Raw genomic sequence first — 20403 nt, forward strand, 5'->3', positions numbered from 1 at the left:
AGTCACCCGCTTTTCTTTTGATTGTATCGTTCTGTTTTGTACCATTTAACCTCTTGCTTGAACAGGCGGTGCTTGATTTCGACGAATAAAGAATAAATCACGAGCGCAATCCAAGCCTGCGAGTATGTAAAGTACATCAGAAAAACGATGAAAAAGTTCTGCCTGTTCATTTCTGTTTTTTCGATGCTCAGTGTAATCATGACCTCCGTCATAAATAGAAAGAAAGCCAAAACCCATAAGATGATAGACAAAAAACCGAATGAAAGATGCAGATTATAAAATAAATTGATCACAAAAAGCGCATTTGACATGATGACACCAAAGAAAAACAAAAAATAGGTAAAAAAGAAATAAAACAAATCAAAAATAATCCGTTTCCTCTTCAGCTTGAAAAATTGAGCCAAAAATTTCAGGACGACATACTGGTTGCCGCGCGCCCATCTTGTCCGTTGACGCCACCAGACTTTCCACGTTTCCGGCTCCTGCTCCCAAGTGACGGCCGCCGGGAAGAAGCGGATGTGGTAGCCGAGGTTGTAGACCCGGATCGTAAGCTCGGTATCCTCCGCGAGCGCCTGATCGTCCCAGCCGCCCAGCTGTTCGATAATGCTTCTCCTGATGGCGAAATTGGTGCCGGGGATCGTGGCGATTTTGAACCATTTCCATCTCCCGCCCTGTGCCATCCATTGGAAACAAATCGTTTCGATGTTGATAAATTTTGTGAGCAATGTTTTCGCCGCATTGATGACGCGGAATTTTCCCACCACTGCTCCGGCTTTCTGATCATTCATGAGCCCGAGGACAAGGTAATAAACAGCCATTTTTTCGGGCGTGTTGTCGGCGTCATACACACAAATGACATCTCCGCTTGATTCGGCAAAACCGCAATTGAGCGCCGTCGATTTTCCCTTTCCGGCATGCGGAGGTTTGGTCACGACCATTTTAATAAAGTCGTATTGTCTGGAAAACTCACCTACAATGTCGCCCGTCCGGTCAGATGAATTGTCGTTGATGACGATAATCTCCAGCCGGTCCTTCGGATAATAGAGATTCACCATCGCCTTCAGCGTCTGCCGAATCACGACCTCTTCGTTATGCGCAGGAATCAGAACGCTGACCTTCGGAAGATCCTTCACGTTCTCTTTCCACTTCGGCATGTTCCGTTCGAAGGTCATATAGTGGCGGAATCCGCCCTGCATCAGAAACATGTGATACAGAAGCATGACCCATATTAAGCTTAAAGAGACTAGGAACAGAACATTACCCACGGTTTTTTCTCTCCTTAAAGATTCGTTTTTTTAATGTGGCTCTCAAGTAAAGGGTATAGCTCACAAACATGACAACAAACAAGAGCACAATAAGAGAGAGAATCCAAAGCGCCTTTTCCAGCGGGCTTTGCTGGTGATGATCGAAAAACGTCTCAATGGCGCTGACTTTGCTTTTAACTTGAATCGTTCCATCTCCGCTTGTGTGAATTTCCACTTTATCTGTTTTAACGGTTTGCTTTGTCTTTTTAATATCGAGCCATTCGCTGTTCGGAATGCGTTCCATTTGATCAACCAGCTCAGGGAGATATTTCATTCCAAGATAAGGATGATAAAATGCGCCGGCTACTCCGCCTTCAAAATCGATCATTTGAGAGATGCGTTCCTCGACTTTGCCGAGCGGATTTTGATCCGATTGATCAACATAGCCGATGGTCTCAGGATAGAGCGTCATCCCATGGAGTATTGCTGGTTTGGTAACAAAAGGCCCGGCGCCTGACGTTTTCCATGTTGTATCGCTAAGCTGAACCTGGCCTAACAAGCTTGTAAAATACTGTGAGGCGATCTGATAGCCGTGCTCTGACATCGTATAGTGCGGCGCTTCAAACGCGAGCGGATACAGTCCTTCTGCGGTGAGATCTTCAATAGCGTTCGTCAGCTTCTGCCGCGTGTACGTTTCCTCATTTTTTCTGAACGGCTTCAAATAGTTTTGATATGCTTCTTCATTCGGAAAGTTCTGTTCCTTTTGCAAAAGGGTCGCGGGCTCTTTCGCATTTTGCGATGTGATCGGCTGATCGGCTTTAGCATCCCAAAACTCGAATCCTTCACCGGTTTCGCTGTAGCGGTATGTATGGGTATACCCGTGAACAATTACACTGCCGCCCATATCCTGCAGCTTTCTCAGCACGTTGACAAGCTTCGGCTTTTCAGACATATAGACTTTGTCGCCCGTTTCAGGATTGACATATACCGGAATCACAGAAAGGATAAAAGGAATATTTCGTTTATGCAGATAAGCCCCGGCTTGGAGCAGCAGTTTTTCATCCGACATTGGGCTGATATCCTCAAGCCGCAAATATAACAGCGTGCTGTCCGGGGTTTCACCAAATGCCTGTCTGAGCTGCTTAGCGGCGAGGAGGTTGTTGTTGAGCAAATCGGTTAAACCGATGTACACGTTACTTTTGCCGGTTTTCCATGCGAATGGGTGAGCTTTTCCGTCGTCAGCTTTGTATGTGTACAACGCTTTTCCCTTCAAGCCTGATACCTCAAGGACACGAATTCCGCTTTCTAAAGAGGTATCGTGTTCCTCATTTGTGCTGCGAATCTGATACACATTGTCTTCGCTTTTCAGCGAAAGATCTGCAAATTGGCTGAACTGCCCGGCGTTAAAGCCGATCGCTGTCACAGGTTTTTGGAAGGAGCTGATCAGCTGCGCGAGCTTTTTGTTCAGCTTTCTTTTCGTTTGTCCGTAATAGATGACGCGGTCTTTTCCTGCCAGATCCGCAGCTTTGACATCCGCATCATTTACAACGGTCACATGGGATGTAAAATGGCCGGCGATAAGGTCGAGCATTTTCACATCGGCTGATTTTTTGCCGTCCAATGTTGAATAGATGATGAGAATGCCGCGCTCCTGCTGCTTTGCCCCGGCGGTGTCCGGAACATGAAAAACCGCAGCCAGGATAAGGACAGCCGCGCATAGAAGTAATATCCGCTTACAGTTCATTCATCATCATCTCGTTTTCTAGTTCTTCTAAAAATTGCTCAGCAGTCTTTAAATCGTTTTGATATGATAAGTGGCACACGTGGAAGGTCAAGGTGACATACTTGCCGTTTTTCAGCTGGTATGTGTCCAGCTGTTTCTTCAGTTTTTCAAGGACGGCAGGCATATGCTCAGCAGGCGTGTGTGTCAGCAGGATGCCAAACCGCTCTTCGGCAGGCCGGAATTTTTTATCCGTTTCCCGGACACATGATCTGATTTGACTGCTGACAAATTGAAAGAGACGGTCGGTTTCTTTTTCTCCGTACAGGGATTTGAACTCTTTGAAATAATGCATTTGCAGCAGTAAAAAAACAAATGAGTTGCCATACCGCTCTGCCCGCTTGATTTCTTCCGAGAGCTCCAGCTTCATCCTCTGTTTATTATCAAAGCCTGTCACCCTGTCAATTGCAACGAAGCTATTGATCTCGTCTTGAAGGTGTTTGACAGAGCGGTGAAGTCCGATCGCGATGTCATGGATTCTCCCTGACATGAAGGAGAACAGCAAAAGCGCTATTCCCCAGATGACGAGGGTTTGCAATTCCGTTTCAGACGAAGCGTCTGTGTGAAGAAACATCATCAAAGTTCCGAGAACAAACAGGACGATGATCGTCCCAGCCAGTGCGTAAATCGATCCGAGCCATATTCCCGCTGCGATGATGGCAAGTGTGATGCAAATGATGAGAATGGATTCGGACTGCGGGGCTGAGACATAATGGATGAACAACGCAAGAGCTGCTGCTATTCCCGTCATATAAGCGAACATTTTTTGCGAATCATTGAATGATATTTTCATTTAAAAGCTTCCTTTCGGCTAATAGAGGCAGCAGGTTATCAAAAGAATGCGTATCATTTCCGCTCATATATCCCCCATAATACGTCTCAGACGAATCAAGAATTTCAAAATCATTCATTCGATCATACAGCGCTTTGATGACGTCTTGATCTTCGTTTTGGTTGATGAAAAATAATATCGCCAAAGCGTAGACGGATGGAGATTCGTATTGAACCGCCGGCTTTTTTGTATCGATCGAGTACCGGCCATACAGTTTGCCGCCGGTTTGAAACGTCTGTTTGAGCCAATCCGCTAATACAGCGGCTTTTTGATCCTTCGGCGGTAAATGCCAAGCTGTGTAAAGCTGATCAATGAGATTGACTTCATGGTCATAGGTGTATGCTTTCGTTTCTGTACTGTACACTTTCGGGAGAAAACCGTTTTTCAAAGGGGCGCGGTAAAGAATGTTGGCGTTCCGCCTTTCGGTATCCTTATCTATCACTCCGTTTTTTTTCAAGACGGATAGCGCATCTGGCATGATATAGGAAAGCGTGATATCCTTTGATGCGGATTGAGAGGCGGAGTCGTAAAAGTCCGTCAATATCCCGTTGTTCATGTTGTGCGTTTTTAATGCGGAACCGATGTTCAGAGCGGTTTGTTTATACTCGCTGTTTCCCCATAGAGCTGCCGCTTGATCGAGGCTCACCATGATTCTGAGATCATCGATCAAGGCGTTTACCCCGCTTGCCTGGCCGTTTTGGATTTGCCATGAGACCAAGTTGTTTTTCATAAGGAAGGATTCGGTCAGGTGCTGATATTGCTCATGAAAATGCTCGCCGTCTTTTTTACTGATCAAAAATTCCATCCACAAGCCAAGCGATTCCGACAAGTAAACAGGCTGGTCAGAAAAGCTGGTTTTAATCAGCCCCTGATCGCTCATTAAATGATGGTAAACGAAGTGTTCGGCAGGCTGCAGCGCTTCATCATTTTTGTCATCATCTGACTGATCTTCAGCTTTGATACAACCGACGGCCAGACTGGCCGATAAAAAGCACAGGATCATACCAATCCATATATACCTCACGGGTGCTTTCACGATAGATCACCCCGAATGTTTTTTTTGAGAATAATTTTGACTTACTTATTATAAATGAAAAAATGGAGATTGCTAGATTTTTTTGATCTTTTTGGACTATCCAAAAAGAGGACGTAAGTCCAATAATAAAATGTTTTTCCATCAATAGAAGGATTTTCGTATTGATTTTCATAAAAAAATACCAAAAGAAATAAACGGAGGACGTGAATGGATAGCCTGTGTGAGACCAGAGCAACCAGAAAAAATCTTGGTGAGGTATTGATTCAGCTATGAGATGAAACCGTGTTTTACCGGCGGACAAGCGCAGCTGAAGAACTGACAGCAGAAAAAGATGTATATATAAAGGATAAAGATATGATATGAACACATGTAGTGGCGCATGGGCCGGCATACTGGCCGTCTTTTTGCAATTCAGCTGGATGAGAAGGAGCATGAACCTATATAATATGGGTTAAAGCGTTACTAAAGGGGAGGAACGTGATGGACAAGGAAAAACAGCAATTGAGCATTGAAGCTGCGAGGCTCTATTATCAGTCTGACTACAGCCAGCAGCAAATCGCCGAACAGCTGCAGATTTCAAGACCGACGGTATCAAGGCTGCTGCAGTTCGCCAAGGAAAAGGGGTATGTCCAAATCCGCGTCATGGATCCGTTTGAAGATATGGATGCGCTCGGTGCGATGCTTGAGGAAAAATACGGGCTCATGGAAGCACATGTTGTTTTTTCGCCGACCGCGGATTATACGACCATCACGCATTATCTCAGCCGCTTCGGAGCCGAATACATGCACGGCGCAGTCAAGGACGGCGACATTGTCGGCGTCAGCTGGGGAACGACAATGTACCAAATCGCCCAAAATATGCAGCCCAAACAGGTGAAGGGCGCAGAGGTCGTACAACTGAAAGGCGGAATCAGCCACTCAAGTGTCAACACCTATTCGTCTGAAACGATTCAGCTGTTTGCCGAAGCCTTTCAAACGATGCCGAGGTATTTGCCGCTTCCGGTCGTGTTTGACAATCCGGAAGTTAAACAGATGGTAGAGCGGGACAGGCACATTAAGCGGATCATAGAAATGGGCAAACAGGCGAACATTGCGTTATTTACAGTCGGCACAGTCCGTGATGAAGCCCTGCTGTTTAGGCTGGGTTATTTTCATGAAGAGGAAAAAGCCCTTTTGAAAGAACGTGGAGTCGGCGATATTTGTTCGCGCTTTTTTGATGCGGAGGGAAACATTTGCAGCCATGCTATCGACTCGCGGACGATCGGCATTGAATTGGCTGACTTGAGGGAAAAAGAACGGTCGATTCTCGTAGCGGGCGGCAGCCGGAAAAAAGCCGCTATTCATGGTGCACTAAAAGGCAAATATGCCAATGTGCTGATTATTGATCAGCATACGGCGAAAGAACTGCTAGATGATTAAAGTGTCCAGGAAGAACAGCCTGGATTTTACTTTATTTTCTATTGAACAAAATTTCATATGGTAATTTACATTTGTTCAAAAATCGGTTATGCTGAAACTATCTTATACAAAGGAAGTGCTAGTATATGACGATTGCAAATCTCATTGATCATACAGCATTGAAACCGCATACACAAAAATCCGAGATTGAAAAATTAATAGAAGAAGCGAAAACGCACCAATTCGCTTCAGTTTGCGTCAACCCGACATGGGTTGAATTTGCCGCCAAAGAGCTGAAAGGAACGGAAATCGATGTTTGCACAGTCATCGGTTTTCCGCTGGGCGCCAACACGACAGAAACAAAAGCGTTTGAAACGAAAGACGCGATCGCAAAAGGCGCGACAGAGGTGGACATGGTCATCAACATCGCCGCTTTAAAAGACGGAGACGATGACTTTGTCGAGGCGGACATCCGCGGAGTCGTTGAAGCCGCAAAAGGTAAAGCGCTTGTTAAAGTCATCATTGAAACGTGTCTGTTGACAGACGAGGAAAAAGAGCGGGCTTGCCGCTTGGCTGTTGCTGCCGGTGCCGACTTTGTCAAAACTTCAACCGGGTTCTCAACCGGCGGAGCGACAGCGGAAGATATCGCCCTCATGCGGAAAACAGTCGGACCCGACATCGGTGTCAAAGCATCCGGAGGCATTCGAACAAAAGAGGACGTTGAAAGCATGATCTCAGCCGGAGCGACCCGGATCGGTGCAAGCGCAGGCGTTTCCATCGTCAGCGGAGCAGAAGGAAAAAATGAAGATAACTACTAAGATCCAGTGCGGCGGGAAGCGAAAGCTTCCTGCGCACAGATACAAAAATGTAAGCGAATACATCCCCAGGAGGATCAAAACATGAAATATCTTATCGGGCTCATCGGTTTATTTGTCGTCTTAGGGCTTGCATGGCTGGTCAGCAGCGGAAAAAAAAGAGTGAAGTACCGTCCGGTTATCGTCATGATCGTGCTGCAATTTGCATTGGGATATGTTTTGCTGAACACGGGCGTCGGAAACTATCTCGTCGGCGGGTTTGCCAAAGGCTTCGGGTATTTGCTTGAATATGCCGCAGAAGGTGTAAATTTTGTCTTTGGCGGGCTGGTGAATGTGAATGAATCCACATTCTTCATCAGCGTGCTGCTCCCGATTGTTTTTATCTCTGCTTTAATCGGTATTTTGCAATATTGGAGAATCCTTCCGTTTATTATAAAATATATTGGTCTTGCGCTTAGCAAAATCAACGGGATGGGCAAACTTGAGTCATACAATGCCGTGGCCTCGGCGATACTGGGGCAATCTGAAGTATTCATTTCGTTAAAAAAGCAGCTGGGGCTGCTGCCTAAGCACAGACTTTACACGCTGTGCGCTTCAGCGATGTCAACCGTCTCGATGTCTATCGTCGGCGCCTATATGACGATGCTGAAGCCAGAATACGTTGTCACCGCGCTCGTATTGAACTTATTCGGCGGATTTATTATTGCTTCGATTATCAATCCTTATGAAGTCGATCGAGAACATGATATGGTAGAGGTACAGGAAGAGGAAAAACAATCCTTCTTTGAAATGCTGGGCGAATATATTATGGACGGCTTTAAAGTCGCCGTCGTCGTGGCCGCTATGCTGATCGGATTTGTCGCGATCATCGCAATGATTAACGGCATTTTCAGCGCCGCACTAGGCATATCATTCCAGGAACTGCTCGGATTTATTTTTGCGCCGTTTGCCTTCCTGATGGGTATTCCATGGCATGAAGCGGTGAATGCTGGAAGTATCATGGCAACCAAGATGGTCTCAAATGAATTTGTCGCGATGCAGTCTCTCGCACAAGGCAGCTTCCATTTCAGCGGCCGCACCGAAGCGATTGTTTCTGTCTTCCTCGTCTCATTTGCCAATTTCTCATCGATCGGAATTATCGCCGGCGCTGTTAAAGGACTGAATGAGAAACAAGGAAACGTCGTCGCACGCTTTGGCTTGAAATTGCTGTATGGCGCAACGCTCGTCAGTTTCTTGACAGCGACCGTTGTAGGATTGATCTATTGATAAACATTGAAAAAAGGACTGGTGATCACAATGAGAATGGTTGATATCATCACTAAAAAACAAAATGGAGAAGAATTGACAACAGAAGAAATTCAATTTTTCATTAAAGGCTACACAGACGGCAGCATTCCTGACTATCAGGCGAGCGCTCTGGCGATGGCCATCTATTTTCAGGACATGACGGACAGAGAACGGGCCGATCTCACGATGGCGATGGTCAACTCAGGCGAAACGATCGATCTTTCCGCGATTGAAGGCATCAAAGTCGACAAACACTCAACAGGAGGCGTCGGCGACACGACGACGCTCGTACTTGCACCGCTTGTTGCGGCTCTCGACGTCCCGGTCGCCAAAATGTCGGGCCGCGGCCTTGGACACACAGGGGGAACAATTGACAAGCTCGAAGCGATCAAAGGGTTTCACGTGGAACTTTCTAAAGACGAATTCATCGAACTTGTCAACCGCGACAAGGTTGCCGTCATCGGCCAAAGCGGAAACTTGACGCCAGCTGACAAAAAACTGTACGCCCTTCGCGATGTGACAGGCACGGTCAATTCGATCCCGCTGATTGCCAGCTCGATTATGAGCAAGAAAATCGCCGCGGGGGCGGACGCGATTGTCCTTGACGTCAAAACAGGCGCCGGCGCCTTTATGAAAACGGATGAAGACGCCGTCAACCTTGCAAAAGCGATGGTCCGCATCGGAAACAATGTCGGCCGCCAAACGATGGCTGTCATCTCTGACATGTCCCAGCCGCTGGGGTTTGCCATCGGAAATGCCCTTGAGGTGAAAGAGGCGATCGATACATTAAAAGGGGAAGGTCCGGAAGACTTGACTGAGCTTGTCTTAACATTGGGCAGCCAAATGGTCGTTCTTGCCAAAAAGGCAGAGACCCTTGACGAAGCAAGAGAGAAACTGATCGATGTAATGAAAAACGGAAAAGCGCTGCAAAAATTCAAGGATTTCCTTCAGAACCAAGGCGGCGACAGTTCTGTCGCGGATAACCCTGAAAAGCTGCCTCAGGCTGCCTACAAAATCGACATTCCTGCCAAAGAAGCGGGCGTCGTGTCTGAAATCGTCGCCGATCAAATCGGCGTCGCGGCCATGCTGCTGGGCGCCGGCCGCGCAACAAAAGAAGACAAAATCGACCTCGCCGTCGGTATCATGCTTCGCAAAAAAGTCGGCGACGCAGTCGAAAAAGGCGAACCATTGGTTACCCTATACGCAAACCGCGAAAATGTCGATGACGTCATCGCGAAAGTCTACGACAACATTCAAATCGCTGAAAAAGCCGAAGCGCCGAAGCTCGTGCATACGGTGATTACGGAATAGAAGAGCATGCAGAAACAGCACATACCCTTGGGTGTGTGCTGTTTTTATGGGCCTTTTTTCTCATTTACCTATTTTAATCTTTCTTGTAGCATGAATACGTCTTAGGTGTCATCTTTTTACATGGACGGAAAGGTATAGATAAATAGGAGGTTTTTTTAAACGTGGCCAAACGTATTCTGGTATCTTCTGGTATTAGTGTTTTAATCTTTATCCTTATAGGTATATGCTCATTTATCCTATATGCCATACTGTCGCATTTTTACATGCAATCTTTTGTGACGGGCGAACCTTCCCAGGATGAAGCGCTGGGATGGGGGTATTTGGGTTTGTTGTTTATTTCATTCATATTGGCAATTTTGACAGGCATAATTGGCGGAATCATTTCCTTTTGTATATATTTCAAAAAATTCAAGAAATGGAGCAGTTAAAAGAGAACCGCCGGAAAATCCGGCGGTTTTTAAAAACGAATATTTTGAGAAAACCTTGGGTGTGTGCTGTTTGTTTAATGGCAAGATTTGAAGAAGGTCATTTGAACTAAGCACCTGATGCTATTTCAAAGAACATTGTGAGAAGCTTGAATGGATCAATTCAAGAAAATCCAAGAAAACCAAGTCCATTATCCTATTTACCTATTTTGGATGATATTGTAATATGAAAAAGGTCTGGTTTATAAGAACGTTGGATTCAATCGGAAAGCAACAATATACCTAACCGAAATACTGTGGAATAAGCGAATAGTAACGTGCAGACGTTTATTTTCTGAAAAACGAGGTGAACCCGATATGTCAAACCATGCTGCTAAAATCGCTTCTTTGGAAAAAGATATTTCTTCTTTATCTCACAATATAAAGGATACACAAAGCAAAATCGCTGAACTGAAAAAAGCAAAAACAGCTATTACCGGTGAACTTCACACCCTTTCAAACAATGCCAATCTCATCAATCAGCCAGATATTACTTCGCATATATGGAACGGTAGACATACAAATCAATTTATCAATATAAGATCAAATATTGCACACGGCTATCAAAATATACAGAGAGAAACAGATGGTCTGATTTCACATATTGAGCAAGAGATTGAAAATCTTGAAATGCAAATCTCTAATATGGAGATGTTTCTAAGTATACAAAAACAACAGCTTACAGATATAAAAAAACAAGTCAATCATTGAGGTGAAAGAATGGCAGAAATAAAGGTAAAAGCAGAAGAAGTCAAAACGGCGTTTTCAAGCCTTCAGACAAAAATCAGCGCACTTTCGATAGCAGGTTCAAAAGCCGATATCACTAATTCTTCAATGGATGTAGTGAACAAAATAAAAAAAATCGAAAAGGAATACGAGCAGCTATTAAAAAAATACAAGGAGGCGCTATCTTCAGTTGAAAAGGACGCATGGTCAAACATTAAAGTCCTGATTGATACTGATAAAAACATCTCTCAAAAAATGAAATAAGGAGGGCTGGTTTTCTCTTGAAAGTTTTAGATGTCTCTGAAGTCATTGACGCGATAGACCAATTGATTAAGGAAAAAAAGCAAGAGGAAAAAGAAATCAATGCCATAAGGGAAAGTGTACAAAAAATTGCAGAGCTTGATGATGCATTAAAAGGAGAAGGCGGAAATGCGATCAAAGAACACTTTTCGGTTCTTCATCTTCCCGTGCTGCTTTATTTTCAGCACTTTATTGATCAATACATACAGAATTTAAAAGATATTAAAGCAAAAATCAGAACCTATGAATCAACAGAGGGTTTTGTAAAAGAAGAGTTTCTGACGCATGACGTCAAAAAGGGCTTAACAGAACTGAAACGTCAAACGAATGATACGGTTGATTCGATTAATGACGAATTTGATAAAATCAGCCAGTTGATTGGGGGCGGATCTATCTCTTTGGCATCATTTAATGAGCATATTTCCGAAGCAAAAAAACATGTGAACAACACAGTGTCTGATTTAAAAGAGCTTGATCGTGATACTAATTCTATATTAAAACAATCGTCAAATTCGATCGCTCAGCTTTCCAAGCTCACTGAAAAAGTGAACACTTGGTCAAAGGGAGGCGCGATCCTATCTAAAAAAACGATTAAAGAGGTTGAAAACTACTTTTCTGAAACAGATGTCGTTAAACAAATGATTGACGAAGCCGTTGATTTAGCAGAAAAACAAGACGATCCGACAATGATGGGCAGAATCGCTGAATGGCTCGATTTAATCGGTACAGGAAACGGCGCTTTGGCTGTAACAAAAGGCGTCATAGCCGTGAATGTACTGGCGACGAAAATGCTTGAGCTTGAAAAAGACGGAAAAGGAAACTTCCGTGTGAAAGCCTCTCCGAAATGGACGCAGGGAGCTAACGGAAAATACGATTCCAAGGTGGCTCAGTTTGTTTACAATATCCTGAAAAAAGGCGATCCAAACTCAAGCAAACCAATCAAAAAATGGCTCGGCAAATTTCAAAATAAACCAAGCGGCCTTTTGAGAAAGATTGTTGGGTTGGGGCCTAACACAACAAGAATATCATATGAAAAGATTTTAGAAAGCCAAAGTTTCCTAAAGCATAAGCCAGAGGAACTGAAGAGTTATAAGACTAAGCTTGATGTGAAAGGGACTCTTGGGAAGTTTAAGGATGAAGTAGCTCCCGGAAAGTTAGTTAAAAGGGTTCCTGGTTTTGGAACTGCATTTTCATTTCTAACTAATTCGGCTGAATTTTTTAGTGATGATAATCAGGGTAAGTCATTATATGAGAAATCTGGACGTGTGGCAGCAGGGTTGGGAATGGATGCTGGAGTAGCAGGCTTAACTGTAGGAGGTGCAGGGTTAGGTTCGTTGGTATGCCCAGGACCAGGCACTCTTATCGGGGGGGCAATCGGAGCTGGTGTGGGTATAGTTGGATCTGTATTTTCTGGTGATACTGTGAAAGAATGGGGAGAGGAAGCCGGAGGTTGGTTAGAGGATAAAGGAAAAGAAGCAGGTGAATGGATTAGTCAAAAGGCATCTGAGACTGCAGAAACAATTTCAGACGGAATTTCAAGTGCAAAGGAATTTGTCACTAGTTGGTTCAGGTAATAAGGAGGAGTGTAATGTTAAACTCTAAAATTATATTAACAACAAATGAACTCGTTGCCGCATTGCTATTGTGCAGATATGAAAAAGCTGCTGAGGATATAATTAATGAGCAGCAGATAATTCAAGATGAAAAAGACATTGAACCATTTTCAATTCAAGCCGAAAATCTTTTAAAACAAAGAGGATATTGGGATGATGACACAGAATCTAATTTACAAAAAGGGTTAGAAAACCTGATTCACTTACTCATTCAATCAAAGCGAAAAGTTCGCTGTATCCATCGAACAAAGGTGCTGATTGTACACCATGTTCAAAAAGATGAACTCATTGTGCAGGAGATCGAAAATCAAAATCATAGTTTTTCGATTTTAAGAAGCAGAGAGTCGTTTTTAGAAATGTTGAAAACATTTTATCATTCATATACGGATAAAAAACCAGAACATGAAATTTTTGAAATGGATGAAGATTCATTTGACGAGTTTCACGAGGTTGAAGCTGACGTTATTAAAAGAATGGCGGAAGACCCGAAAACGCATCCGACTATAAGTCAATTTTCCTTTGATTTTTTAGCAAACAACCAAGAGCTCGATAATATTTCTTTTGTAGAAAGTGACTATATTCAAAACCAAACAAGATTAGAACAAGTTGCGTTTTTACTAAGAAGTGATAATTTCATTTGGCATTTAGATTATGAGAATATTAAAAAAGACGGTTCACTATATCTTCAACCGGTGGCAGTCAACGAATACTTTAAAAAAATAGTAGATACAATGAATGAATTTTATGATTTTTAATGGAAAGGGTTTCTATGTATGATATTCTCTTTTAAAAAAAGCCGATTCTTTTGGCTAAGAAGCAATTTTATTCTTTTGTTGTTAACTGCTTTATTGTTGATGAATAAACCTTATTGGGAAAAAGACGCCAATGTCATGTTTTTTATGTTTGTTTTCACTGCAGAATTTTTTCTCATTTTGCTTTCTCTGGTATATGGTTTTCAAACTGAAAAAGTAATTCTTAGCCAGAGAAAAAGGGCTTTTAATAAATCAAATTTTGTGCATGGCATTATTGTGTTAATTTTTTTAAGTATCTTTTTTGCCCTTGCCTTGGGAGAGCATATGCCATTTCCAAGCTCATTATTTTATGCCTCTATACTTATTAATGTAATTATGGCAGTGATTTCTTTAATTTTTCCTTCATGGGTAATTAAACAATATGAGTTTAGTATTTATGAGGAATCAAATGGGCATATAAACGACTTATTACGTTATTTTTTATTTTTTGCTTGGACAATAAATTACGAAGTCCAAATCGTTTTAGCCCGCCTCCCTTTTGTATTACAGCGTCTATTGGGCGTCATTTTCGTCGCTGTTTTGCTGTGGGAGCTTACCATGATCGGATTAATTTTTGAAAACAATTGATATTGTAGGGTGTTTCTAGCGGCTGCGTCTATTGCAGCCTCTTTTTCAAAGTACAGAAAGGATACACTTTATGTTTTCAATTAAAAAGAGTTTCTTTTTTTGGTTGAGAAGCAATGTGATGCTTTTACTTTTTTCGTCGCTTCTACTAATTAATAAACCGTATTGGAATAACAATGGAAGTGGAACTTCGTTTTTCTTATTTGTTTTTATTGCAGAATGTTTTTTGATTATACTTGCATTGGTTTATGGTTTTCAAACAAAAAAAGGAAATGCACGTCAAAGCCTTAAAACAACATTATTAAAATCAAATATTATCGTAGGAGTATCTGTTTTTTCTGTTTTTAGTTTGTTTTTCGGTTTTATATTATCAAGTAGTATTCCGTATCCGAGTTCAATTCTTATAGTATATTTAATTGTGAATATGATTTTTGCTTTCGCTTCTTTACTCTTTCCTACAATAGTTATTAAGCTATATGAATCAAATGTTTATGATGAAACAAAGGGTTTAATACCTGATTTTTTTAGATATGTGGCTATCTTGGTATCTTCTTTAAATTATGAAGTTCAAAAAGTTTTGGCACGTCTTCCGTTTTTACTGCAGCGGATATTAGGAATAGTTTTTATTCTAGTGCTAATCTGTTCTATAGCTGGAGCATTATCAGTGTTTGAAAACTAAAGGAAAAATAAATATGTTTTCTATTAAAAAAACTTGTTATTTTTGGATTAGAAGCAATGCAGTTCTTTTGTTGATAGCGGCTCTTCTACTGACCAATTTATCATGTTGGAATAAATATGAGAATGGCATTTCGCTATTCTTGTTTGAATTATTTTCTGAATGCTTTTTAATTTTACTTTCTTTGATGTATGGTACTAAAACAAAAAAGCAATTTACCAGCCCACGAAAAAGAATACTTAAGAAGTCAAATGTTATACAAGGTATTTTAGTATTTCTTTTCATAAGTATCTTTTTTAGTTATGCATTAAATGATATGGTACCTTTTCCAAGTTCATTACTTTATATTTCATTAACTGTCAACTTAATAATGGCTATATACTCTTTAATCGCTCCCTCATGGGTAATAAAAATATATGAATACAATATATATGAAGTGCCGAATGGGTGGATAAGCGATTTGCTTCGGTTTTTTTTGTTTTTCGCATGGTCGGTTAACTATGAGGTTCAAGTTGTTTTATACCGGCTCCCATTTCTGTTGCAACGGTTAATGGGTATTATTTTTATATTTGTTTTGCTCATAAATATATTTTTGATTTCTTCAATGTTTTAAAAGGGAAATTGAATGTTTAAAAAACAGTCGTTTCTTTTATCATTCTTTTGTGTTAACAGCTTTATAAGTTAATTAGGGTGTTTCTTAGGGCTGCGTTTATTGCAGCCTCTTTTTCATGTCTTTTTGAAATCAGTCATGATTCGCGTATAATCACATTCATAACACCATCATTCACTGGAAATCATATGACCAAAAGGAGTTCATACATGAGCAAAGCCAGTTTTACAGACTATGCATTAAGCGGCGATATTACGAAAGCGCTCGATCATTTAGGGTATAAGCAGCCGACTGCGGTGCAAAGCGAAGTGATTCCCGCGGCGCTTAAAAAGCGGGATGTTGTGGTGAAATCGCGAACGGGGAGCGGGAAGACGGCCGCGTTCGGAATTCCGCTTTGTGAGCTGACAGAATGGGAAGAGAACAAACCACAAGCTTTGGTTTTGACACCGACGCGCGAGCTTGCCGCTCAGGTTAAGGAGGATTTGACGAACATCGGCCGCTATAAAAGAATAAAAGCAGCGGCTGTTTACGGGAAATCGTCCTTTGAACGGCAAAAAACAGAGCTCAAGCAAAAATGCCATATCGTTGTCGGGACACCTGGACGCGTATTCGATCACATTGAAAAAGGGACCTTTCCATTAGAAAAACTGAAATACCTTGTCATCGATGAGGCCGATGAAATGCTGAATATGGGATTTATCGATCAAGTAGGAGCGATCATCCGCCATTTGCCTGAAGAACGGCTGACGATGCTGTTTTCAGCAACTTTTCCGGAGGATGTGGAGCATCTATCCCTTCAATATATGAAAGATCCTTTGAAAATCGAGATTCAAGCAGGCGGTACGACAACTGCAGATATCGAGCATCAACTGATCTTTGTAAATGAAAATGATTCATTTCCGCTTTTAGTGGATCTGTTCATTGTTGAGAATCCGGACAGCTGCATCGTCTTTTGCCGCACACAGGAGCAAGTGAATGAGTTGCAGCGGCGCTTAGCCGGTTTGGGTTATCCGTGCGCGAAAATTCACGGCGGCATGCCTCAGGAGGAACGTTTTGCCGTGATGAACCGCTTTAGACGGGGAGCGTTCCGCTATTTAATCGCGACAGATGTGGCGGCAAGGGGCATCGATATTGAGAACATCACACATGTTATCAACTATGAGCTGCCATTAGATCAAGAAAGCTATGTGCATCGTACCGGCAGAACAGGCCGAGCCGGCAGCCGGGGAAAAGCGATTACGCTTGCCAGCCCGCGTGAAAAAAGGATGATCGCTGACATTGAAGACTATATCGGTTTTTCCATTCCTATTATTGAGGCGCCGTCAAAAGGAGAAATTGCACGGGCAAAAGCGGCGTTTCAAAAGAAAATCAATAGGAAGCCTGAGCTTAAACAGGACAAGAGCGAATCGTTAAATAAAGAAATTATGAGGCTCTACTTTAACGGGGGAAAAAAGAAGAAGCTGAGAGCTGTTGATTTCGTTGGGACGATTGCTAAAATTGACGGCGTCTCCGCTGAGGATATTGGGATTATCACGATACAAGAGCAAGGTTCATTCGTTGAAATTTTAAACGGCAAAGGACCGCTCGTCTTAGAAGCGATGAAAAACACAACCGTGAAAGGGAAATTGCTGAAAGTGCATAAAGCGAGGAAATAAACTTAGGCTGCCGACTTTGTCGGGAGCTTTTTTGTTCGTAATAAACCTTGGATAAGCAGCATATGATGAATTGTCAAAAAATGAAAGCGCTTCAAAAGAAAGGAGAACAAATGAATATGAGAAAGTGTTTCATCCAAGTCCTTGCATTGCTTTTCATCATGGCTGCATGTTTCGCGCCAAACCAAGCTTCTGCACAAACTCAAAAACCTGTATTTTCAGAAGTGGCGGTTCACGATCCATCCATTATTAAAGCGAATGGCACGTACTATGTCTTCGGCTCCCATTTAGCTTCGGCCAAATCGACGGACCTCATGAAATGGACGCAAATTTCCTCGAGTGTCCACGACGGCAATCCTCTGATTCCGAACGTATATGAAGAATTAAAAGAGGCCTTTGAATGGGCTGAAACTGATACGTTGTGGGCGCCTGATGTCACCCAGCTTGAGGACGGCAAGTTTTATATGTATTACAACGCCTGCCGCGGGGATTCTCCGAGATCTGCGCTCGGACTTGCTGTCGCGGACGACATTGAAGGCCCATACAAAAATAAAGGCATTTTCCTAAAGTCGGGAATGGACGGGATCAGCAATGACGGCACGCCTTATGACGCGACAAAGCACCCAAATGTCGTCGATCCGCATACATTCTTTGATCAAAAAGGAAAGCTGTGGATGGTGTACGGCTCCTATTCCGGGGGAATTTTTATTTTAGAAATGGATAAGAAAACCGGACTTCCGCTTCCGGGACAGGGGTACGGCAAAAAGCTGATCGGCGGCAATCACAGCCGGATTGAAGGCGCATACATTCTCTACAATCCTGAAACACAGTATTACTACCTGTACATGTCCTTCGGAGGGCTTGCCGCTGACGGCGGGTACAACATTCGCGTCGCCCGCTCAAAAAACCCTGACGGCCCTTATTACGACGCAGAAGGCCATGCGATGATTGACGTCCGCGGCAAAGAAGGAACGTTGTTTGACGATCGTTCAATCGAACCGTACGGTGTCAAACTGATGGGAAATTTCTCATTTAGCAATCAAAACGGCTATGTATCGCCGGGCCATAACTCTGCCTTTTACGATGAAAAAAACGGCAAATCGTATTTAATCTTCCACACCCGCTTCCCGGGACGGGGGGAGGAGCACGAAGTCCGCGTCCACCAACTGTTGATGAACAAACAAGGCTGGCCGGTTGCCGCCCCTCACCGCTATGCCGGAGAGAAGCTCGACAAGGTGAAAAAGTCAGATGTGATTGGCGCCTACGAATTGGTGCGTCATGGAAAAGACATATCCGCAGATATTAAAGAATCGAAAGAAATCCGCTTAAATCAAAACGGCAAAATAACCGGCGCAGCGGCCGGGACGTGGAAGAACACGGGAGACAACAAAATCGAACTCAAGCTCGACGGAAAAACATATGACGGCGTATTTTTGCGCCAGTGGGATGCATCTTCTGAGCGGAAGGTGATGACGTTTAGTGCGTTGTCTCGTGAGGGAGATGCTGTTTGGGGGAGTAAATAGTGTGATTAAAAATGCCCTCTGTTCTGGAGGTCATTTTTATAAATAACCCCTTTCATTTTGACGAATCTTTTCCAATTCGATAACATAAAAATAGTTCACGAAGTGTAATATCAAACAAAAAGGATGGAGCGCCATGTGTACAAGTATCACGTTGACGACTGCGGGTCGGGAGCATTTATTGGCGAGGACGATGGATTTTGATTTTGAGCTTAATGGGGAAGTGCTGTTGCATCCGCGTCGCTACAAATGGAAAAGTGAAGCAGACGGCAGCGAGCATGCCGGCCGGTATGCGTTTATCGGGATGGGCAGAAGGCTCAATAATGCGCTGTTTGCTGATGGTGTGAATGAAAAAGGATTGTCTTGCGCGGCGCTTTATTTCCCGGATTATGCTGTGTATGAAAGCGAGACGAAAGAGCAATGCCGCAATCTTGCGCCGCACGAATTTGTGACATGGGTGCTGTCGGAATGCGACGATTTGGAGGAAGTGAAAAAAGCGGCTGTTTCCGTAAACATTGTTGAGAGAGAGGTCAGCTTGCTCGGTACGGTGACGCCGCTTCATTGGCTATTAACGGACCGCTCCGGTGCGAGCATCGTTGTTGAACCGGCGGCCGGAGGCATTCAAATTCATGATAATCCGGTCGGCGTGCTGACGAACAGTCCGGATTTTCCTTGGCATTTGACCAATTTGCGTAATTATATCGGTCTTCAGCCGGGACAGTTTGCCGCGAAAAAGATGGGAGACCTGACGCTGTCGGCTTTTGGCCAAGGTTCCGGGCTGTCCGGATTGCCGGGAGACTTTACACCGCCATCCCGTTTTGTCAGGGCAGCAGTTTTGAAAGAGCACATGAAGCCCGTGTCCGATGAAACAGAAGGCGTTTCTGCCGCGTTTCATATTCTCTCCCATATGAATATTCCCAAAGGGATTGTCATAACTGACAATGGCGAAGACGATTACACCCAATATACGGCGGTGATGTGCAGCGAGACGTGCAGCTACTATTTTCACCATTATCAAAACAGGCAGATTCAAAAGGTTTGCATATTACAGGAAGACCTGGACAGCAACGAAATAAAGGTGTTTCCGCCAAAGCAGGAAGAGACGTTTCATTCTCTTCAATCATAAACGAAAGAAGGAACAATATTGCAAAACAAAGCAGCAAACAGACTCATTTTATTAGGCATTAGCTTACATAGCATATATTGGTTGTTTATATTATTTTTGTTTTTTCATTTCAAACATCAATTTGACGTTTATGCCGTTTGGAATCCGAATGTCACAGACGGATATATGGAGGCTGGGACTTTCGTGGCCGCGCTGAAGTTGATGATCTACTCAGGCACGTTGTTTAATTTGGCTCTCTTGTTCATTTTGAGCTTGTTGATTGTAATTTTAGTACAGTCGGTCATTTTTATTGCCCTGGAAATCACCGCTTACGTGAAAATCAAAAAAGATCCGTTTTCTCCATGGGGCTCTTTTATTTTAGCGATGGGCATTAAAAACATTTTCACAAACTTATCAGGGATTCCGTTCATGGCCGCCGGATTCATTCTTCATAAGCAGCAGGAACCGAAAGACGCAGTTGCACAGCCGGCAGCGCGAAGGAAAGCAAGGCGAAACCCTGCATTGCTTATGAAAAAGGCGGCGAAAGCTAGAAAACATAGAAATGAAGGTATAAAGTCTTAGTTTCTAGTTTGCGTGTATTCTATTTTTTATGAGACAATTGTAATGAAAGCGTTGACATGAACAAAAACAGGTGCTA

At 43.1% G+C, this 20403-nt stretch carries 19 protein-coding genes; 15 read left to right on the plus strand and 4 right to left on the minus strand.

Annotation, left to right across the window (positions count from 1 at the left end):
* Positions 1–2: 2 nt before the first annotated feature.
* Genes ACH97_RS03105 through ACH97_RS03120 form a run of 4 tightly spaced genes read right to left on the minus strand, consistent with a single transcriptional unit; the run spans position 3 to position 4859 of the window.
* Complete coding sequence (locus tag ACH97_RS03105; RefSeq protein ID WP_020453531.1) at positions 3–1265, minus strand: glycosyltransferase family 2 protein; 1263 nt, start codon at positions 1263–1265, stop codon at positions 3–5.
* Entirely contained in the window at positions 1258–2988 is a 1731-nt protein-coding gene (locus ACH97_RS03110) for a DUF2334 domain-containing protein (RefSeq protein WP_020453530.1), read from the minus strand. The genes ACH97_RS03105 and ACH97_RS03110 overlap by 8 nt, the downstream gene beginning before the upstream one ends.
* Positions 2978–3817, minus strand: a complete 840-nt coding sequence (locus ACH97_RS03115; protein ID WP_020453529.1) for a diguanylate cyclase domain-containing protein — start codon at positions 3815–3817, stop codon at positions 2978–2980. Before ACH97_RS03115 ends, ACH97_RS03110 begins: the two co-directional genes overlap by 11 nt.
* The gene (locus ACH97_RS03120) at positions 3798–4859 is read right to left on the minus strand and encodes a lipoprotein YdaJ (protein ID WP_206761232.1); all 1062 of its coding nucleotides are present in this window, start codon (positions 4857–4859) and stop codon (positions 3798–3800) included. Before ACH97_RS03120 ends, ACH97_RS03115 begins: the two co-directional genes overlap by 20 nt.
* 513 nt (positions 4860–5372) lie before the next feature.
* Between ACH97_RS03120 and ACH97_RS03125 the strand changes: the two genes are divergently transcribed.
* The 15 genes from ACH97_RS03125 (at position 5373) to ACH97_RS03200 (ending at position 20327) form a co-directional block, all read left to right on the plus strand.
* Complete coding sequence (locus tag ACH97_RS03125; RefSeq protein ID WP_020453527.1) at positions 5373–6311, plus strand: sugar-binding transcriptional regulator; 939 nt, start codon at positions 5373–5375, stop codon at positions 6309–6311.
* A gap of 125 nt (positions 6312–6436) precedes the next feature.
* Complete coding sequence (deoC, locus tag ACH97_RS03130) at positions 6437–7108, plus strand: deoxyribose-phosphate aldolase (RefSeq protein ID WP_020453526.1); 672 nt, start codon at positions 6437–6439, stop codon at positions 7106–7108.
* An 81-nt stretch (positions 7109–7189) separates the two neighbouring features.
* Positions 7190–8371: a NupC/NupG family nucleoside CNT transporter gene (locus tag ACH97_RS03135; RefSeq protein ID WP_020453525.1), complete on the plus strand. Its 1182-nt coding sequence runs from the start codon at positions 7190–7192 to the stop codon at positions 8369–8371.
* A gap of 30 nt (positions 8372–8401) precedes the next feature.
* Positions 8402–9703 (plus strand): pyrimidine-nucleoside phosphorylase, encoded by a 1302-nt coding sequence (locus tag ACH97_RS03140; RefSeq protein ID WP_020453524.1) that lies wholly within the window; start codon positions 8402–8404, stop codon positions 9701–9703.
* 161 nt (positions 9704–9864) lie between these two features.
* Complete coding sequence (locus ACH97_RS23340; protein WP_026580364.1) at positions 9865–10131, plus strand: hypothetical protein; 267 nt, start codon at positions 9865–9867, stop codon at positions 10129–10131.
* Positions 10132–10485: 354 nt separating this feature from the next.
* Entirely contained in the window at positions 10486–10878 is a 393-nt protein-coding gene (locus ACH97_RS03150; protein WP_020453523.1) for a DUF5082 domain-containing protein, read from the plus strand.
* Positions 10879–10887: 9 nt separating this feature from the next.
* Positions 10888–11157: a YwqI/YxiC family protein gene (locus ACH97_RS03155; protein WP_020453522.1), complete on the plus strand. Its 270-nt coding sequence runs from the start codon at positions 10888–10890 to the stop codon at positions 11155–11157.
* A gap of 17 nt (positions 11158–11174) precedes the next feature.
* Positions 11175–12767, plus strand: coding sequence for a ribonuclease YeeF family protein (locus ACH97_RS03160; protein WP_020453521.1), 1593 nt, complete (start codon positions 11175–11177; stop codon positions 12765–12767).
* 14 nt (positions 12768–12781) lie between these two features.
* Positions 12782–13561 (plus strand): hypothetical protein, encoded by a 780-nt coding sequence (locus tag ACH97_RS03165; protein WP_020453520.1) that lies wholly within the window; start codon positions 12782–12784, stop codon positions 13559–13561.
* Between the two features lie 18 nt (positions 13562–13579).
* Positions 13580–14185, plus strand: coding sequence for a hypothetical protein (locus ACH97_RS03170; RefSeq protein WP_020453519.1), 606 nt, complete (start codon positions 13580–13582; stop codon positions 14183–14185).
* A 70-nt stretch (positions 14186–14255) separates the two neighbouring features.
* On the plus strand, positions 14256–14861 hold the full coding sequence (locus ACH97_RS03175) for a hypothetical protein (protein ID WP_020453518.1): 606 nt from the start codon (positions 14256–14258) through the stop codon (positions 14859–14861).
* A gap of 816 nt (positions 14862–15677) precedes the next feature.
* A complete protein-coding gene (locus ACH97_RS03185; RefSeq protein ID WP_020453516.1) occupies positions 15678–17123 on the plus strand; it encodes a DEAD/DEAH box helicase in 1446 nt (481 codons plus the stop codon).
* Positions 17124–17233: 110 nt separating this feature from the next.
* Complete coding sequence (gene abnB / locus ACH97_RS03190; protein WP_020453515.1) at positions 17234–18643, plus strand: arabinan endo-1,5-alpha-L-arabinosidase AbnB; 1410 nt, start codon at positions 17234–17236, stop codon at positions 18641–18643.
* A 133-nt stretch (positions 18644–18776) separates the two neighbouring features.
* Positions 18777–19766: a choloylglycine hydrolase family protein gene (locus ACH97_RS03195; RefSeq protein WP_020453514.1), complete on the plus strand. Its 990-nt coding sequence runs from the start codon at positions 18777–18779 to the stop codon at positions 19764–19766.
* Positions 19767–19847: 81 nt separating this feature from the next.
* Positions 19848–20327 carry a hypothetical protein gene (locus ACH97_RS03200; RefSeq protein ID WP_241494238.1) on the plus strand — a complete coding sequence of 160 codons (480 nt, stop codon included), beginning with the start codon at positions 19848–19850 and terminating at the stop codon, positions 20325–20327.
* Positions 20328–20403: the final 76 nt, after the last annotated feature.

This window comes from Bacillus paralicheniformis (assembly GCF_001042485.2).
Lineage (GTDB): Bacteria > Bacillota > Bacilli > Bacillales > Bacillaceae > Bacillus > Bacillus paralicheniformis.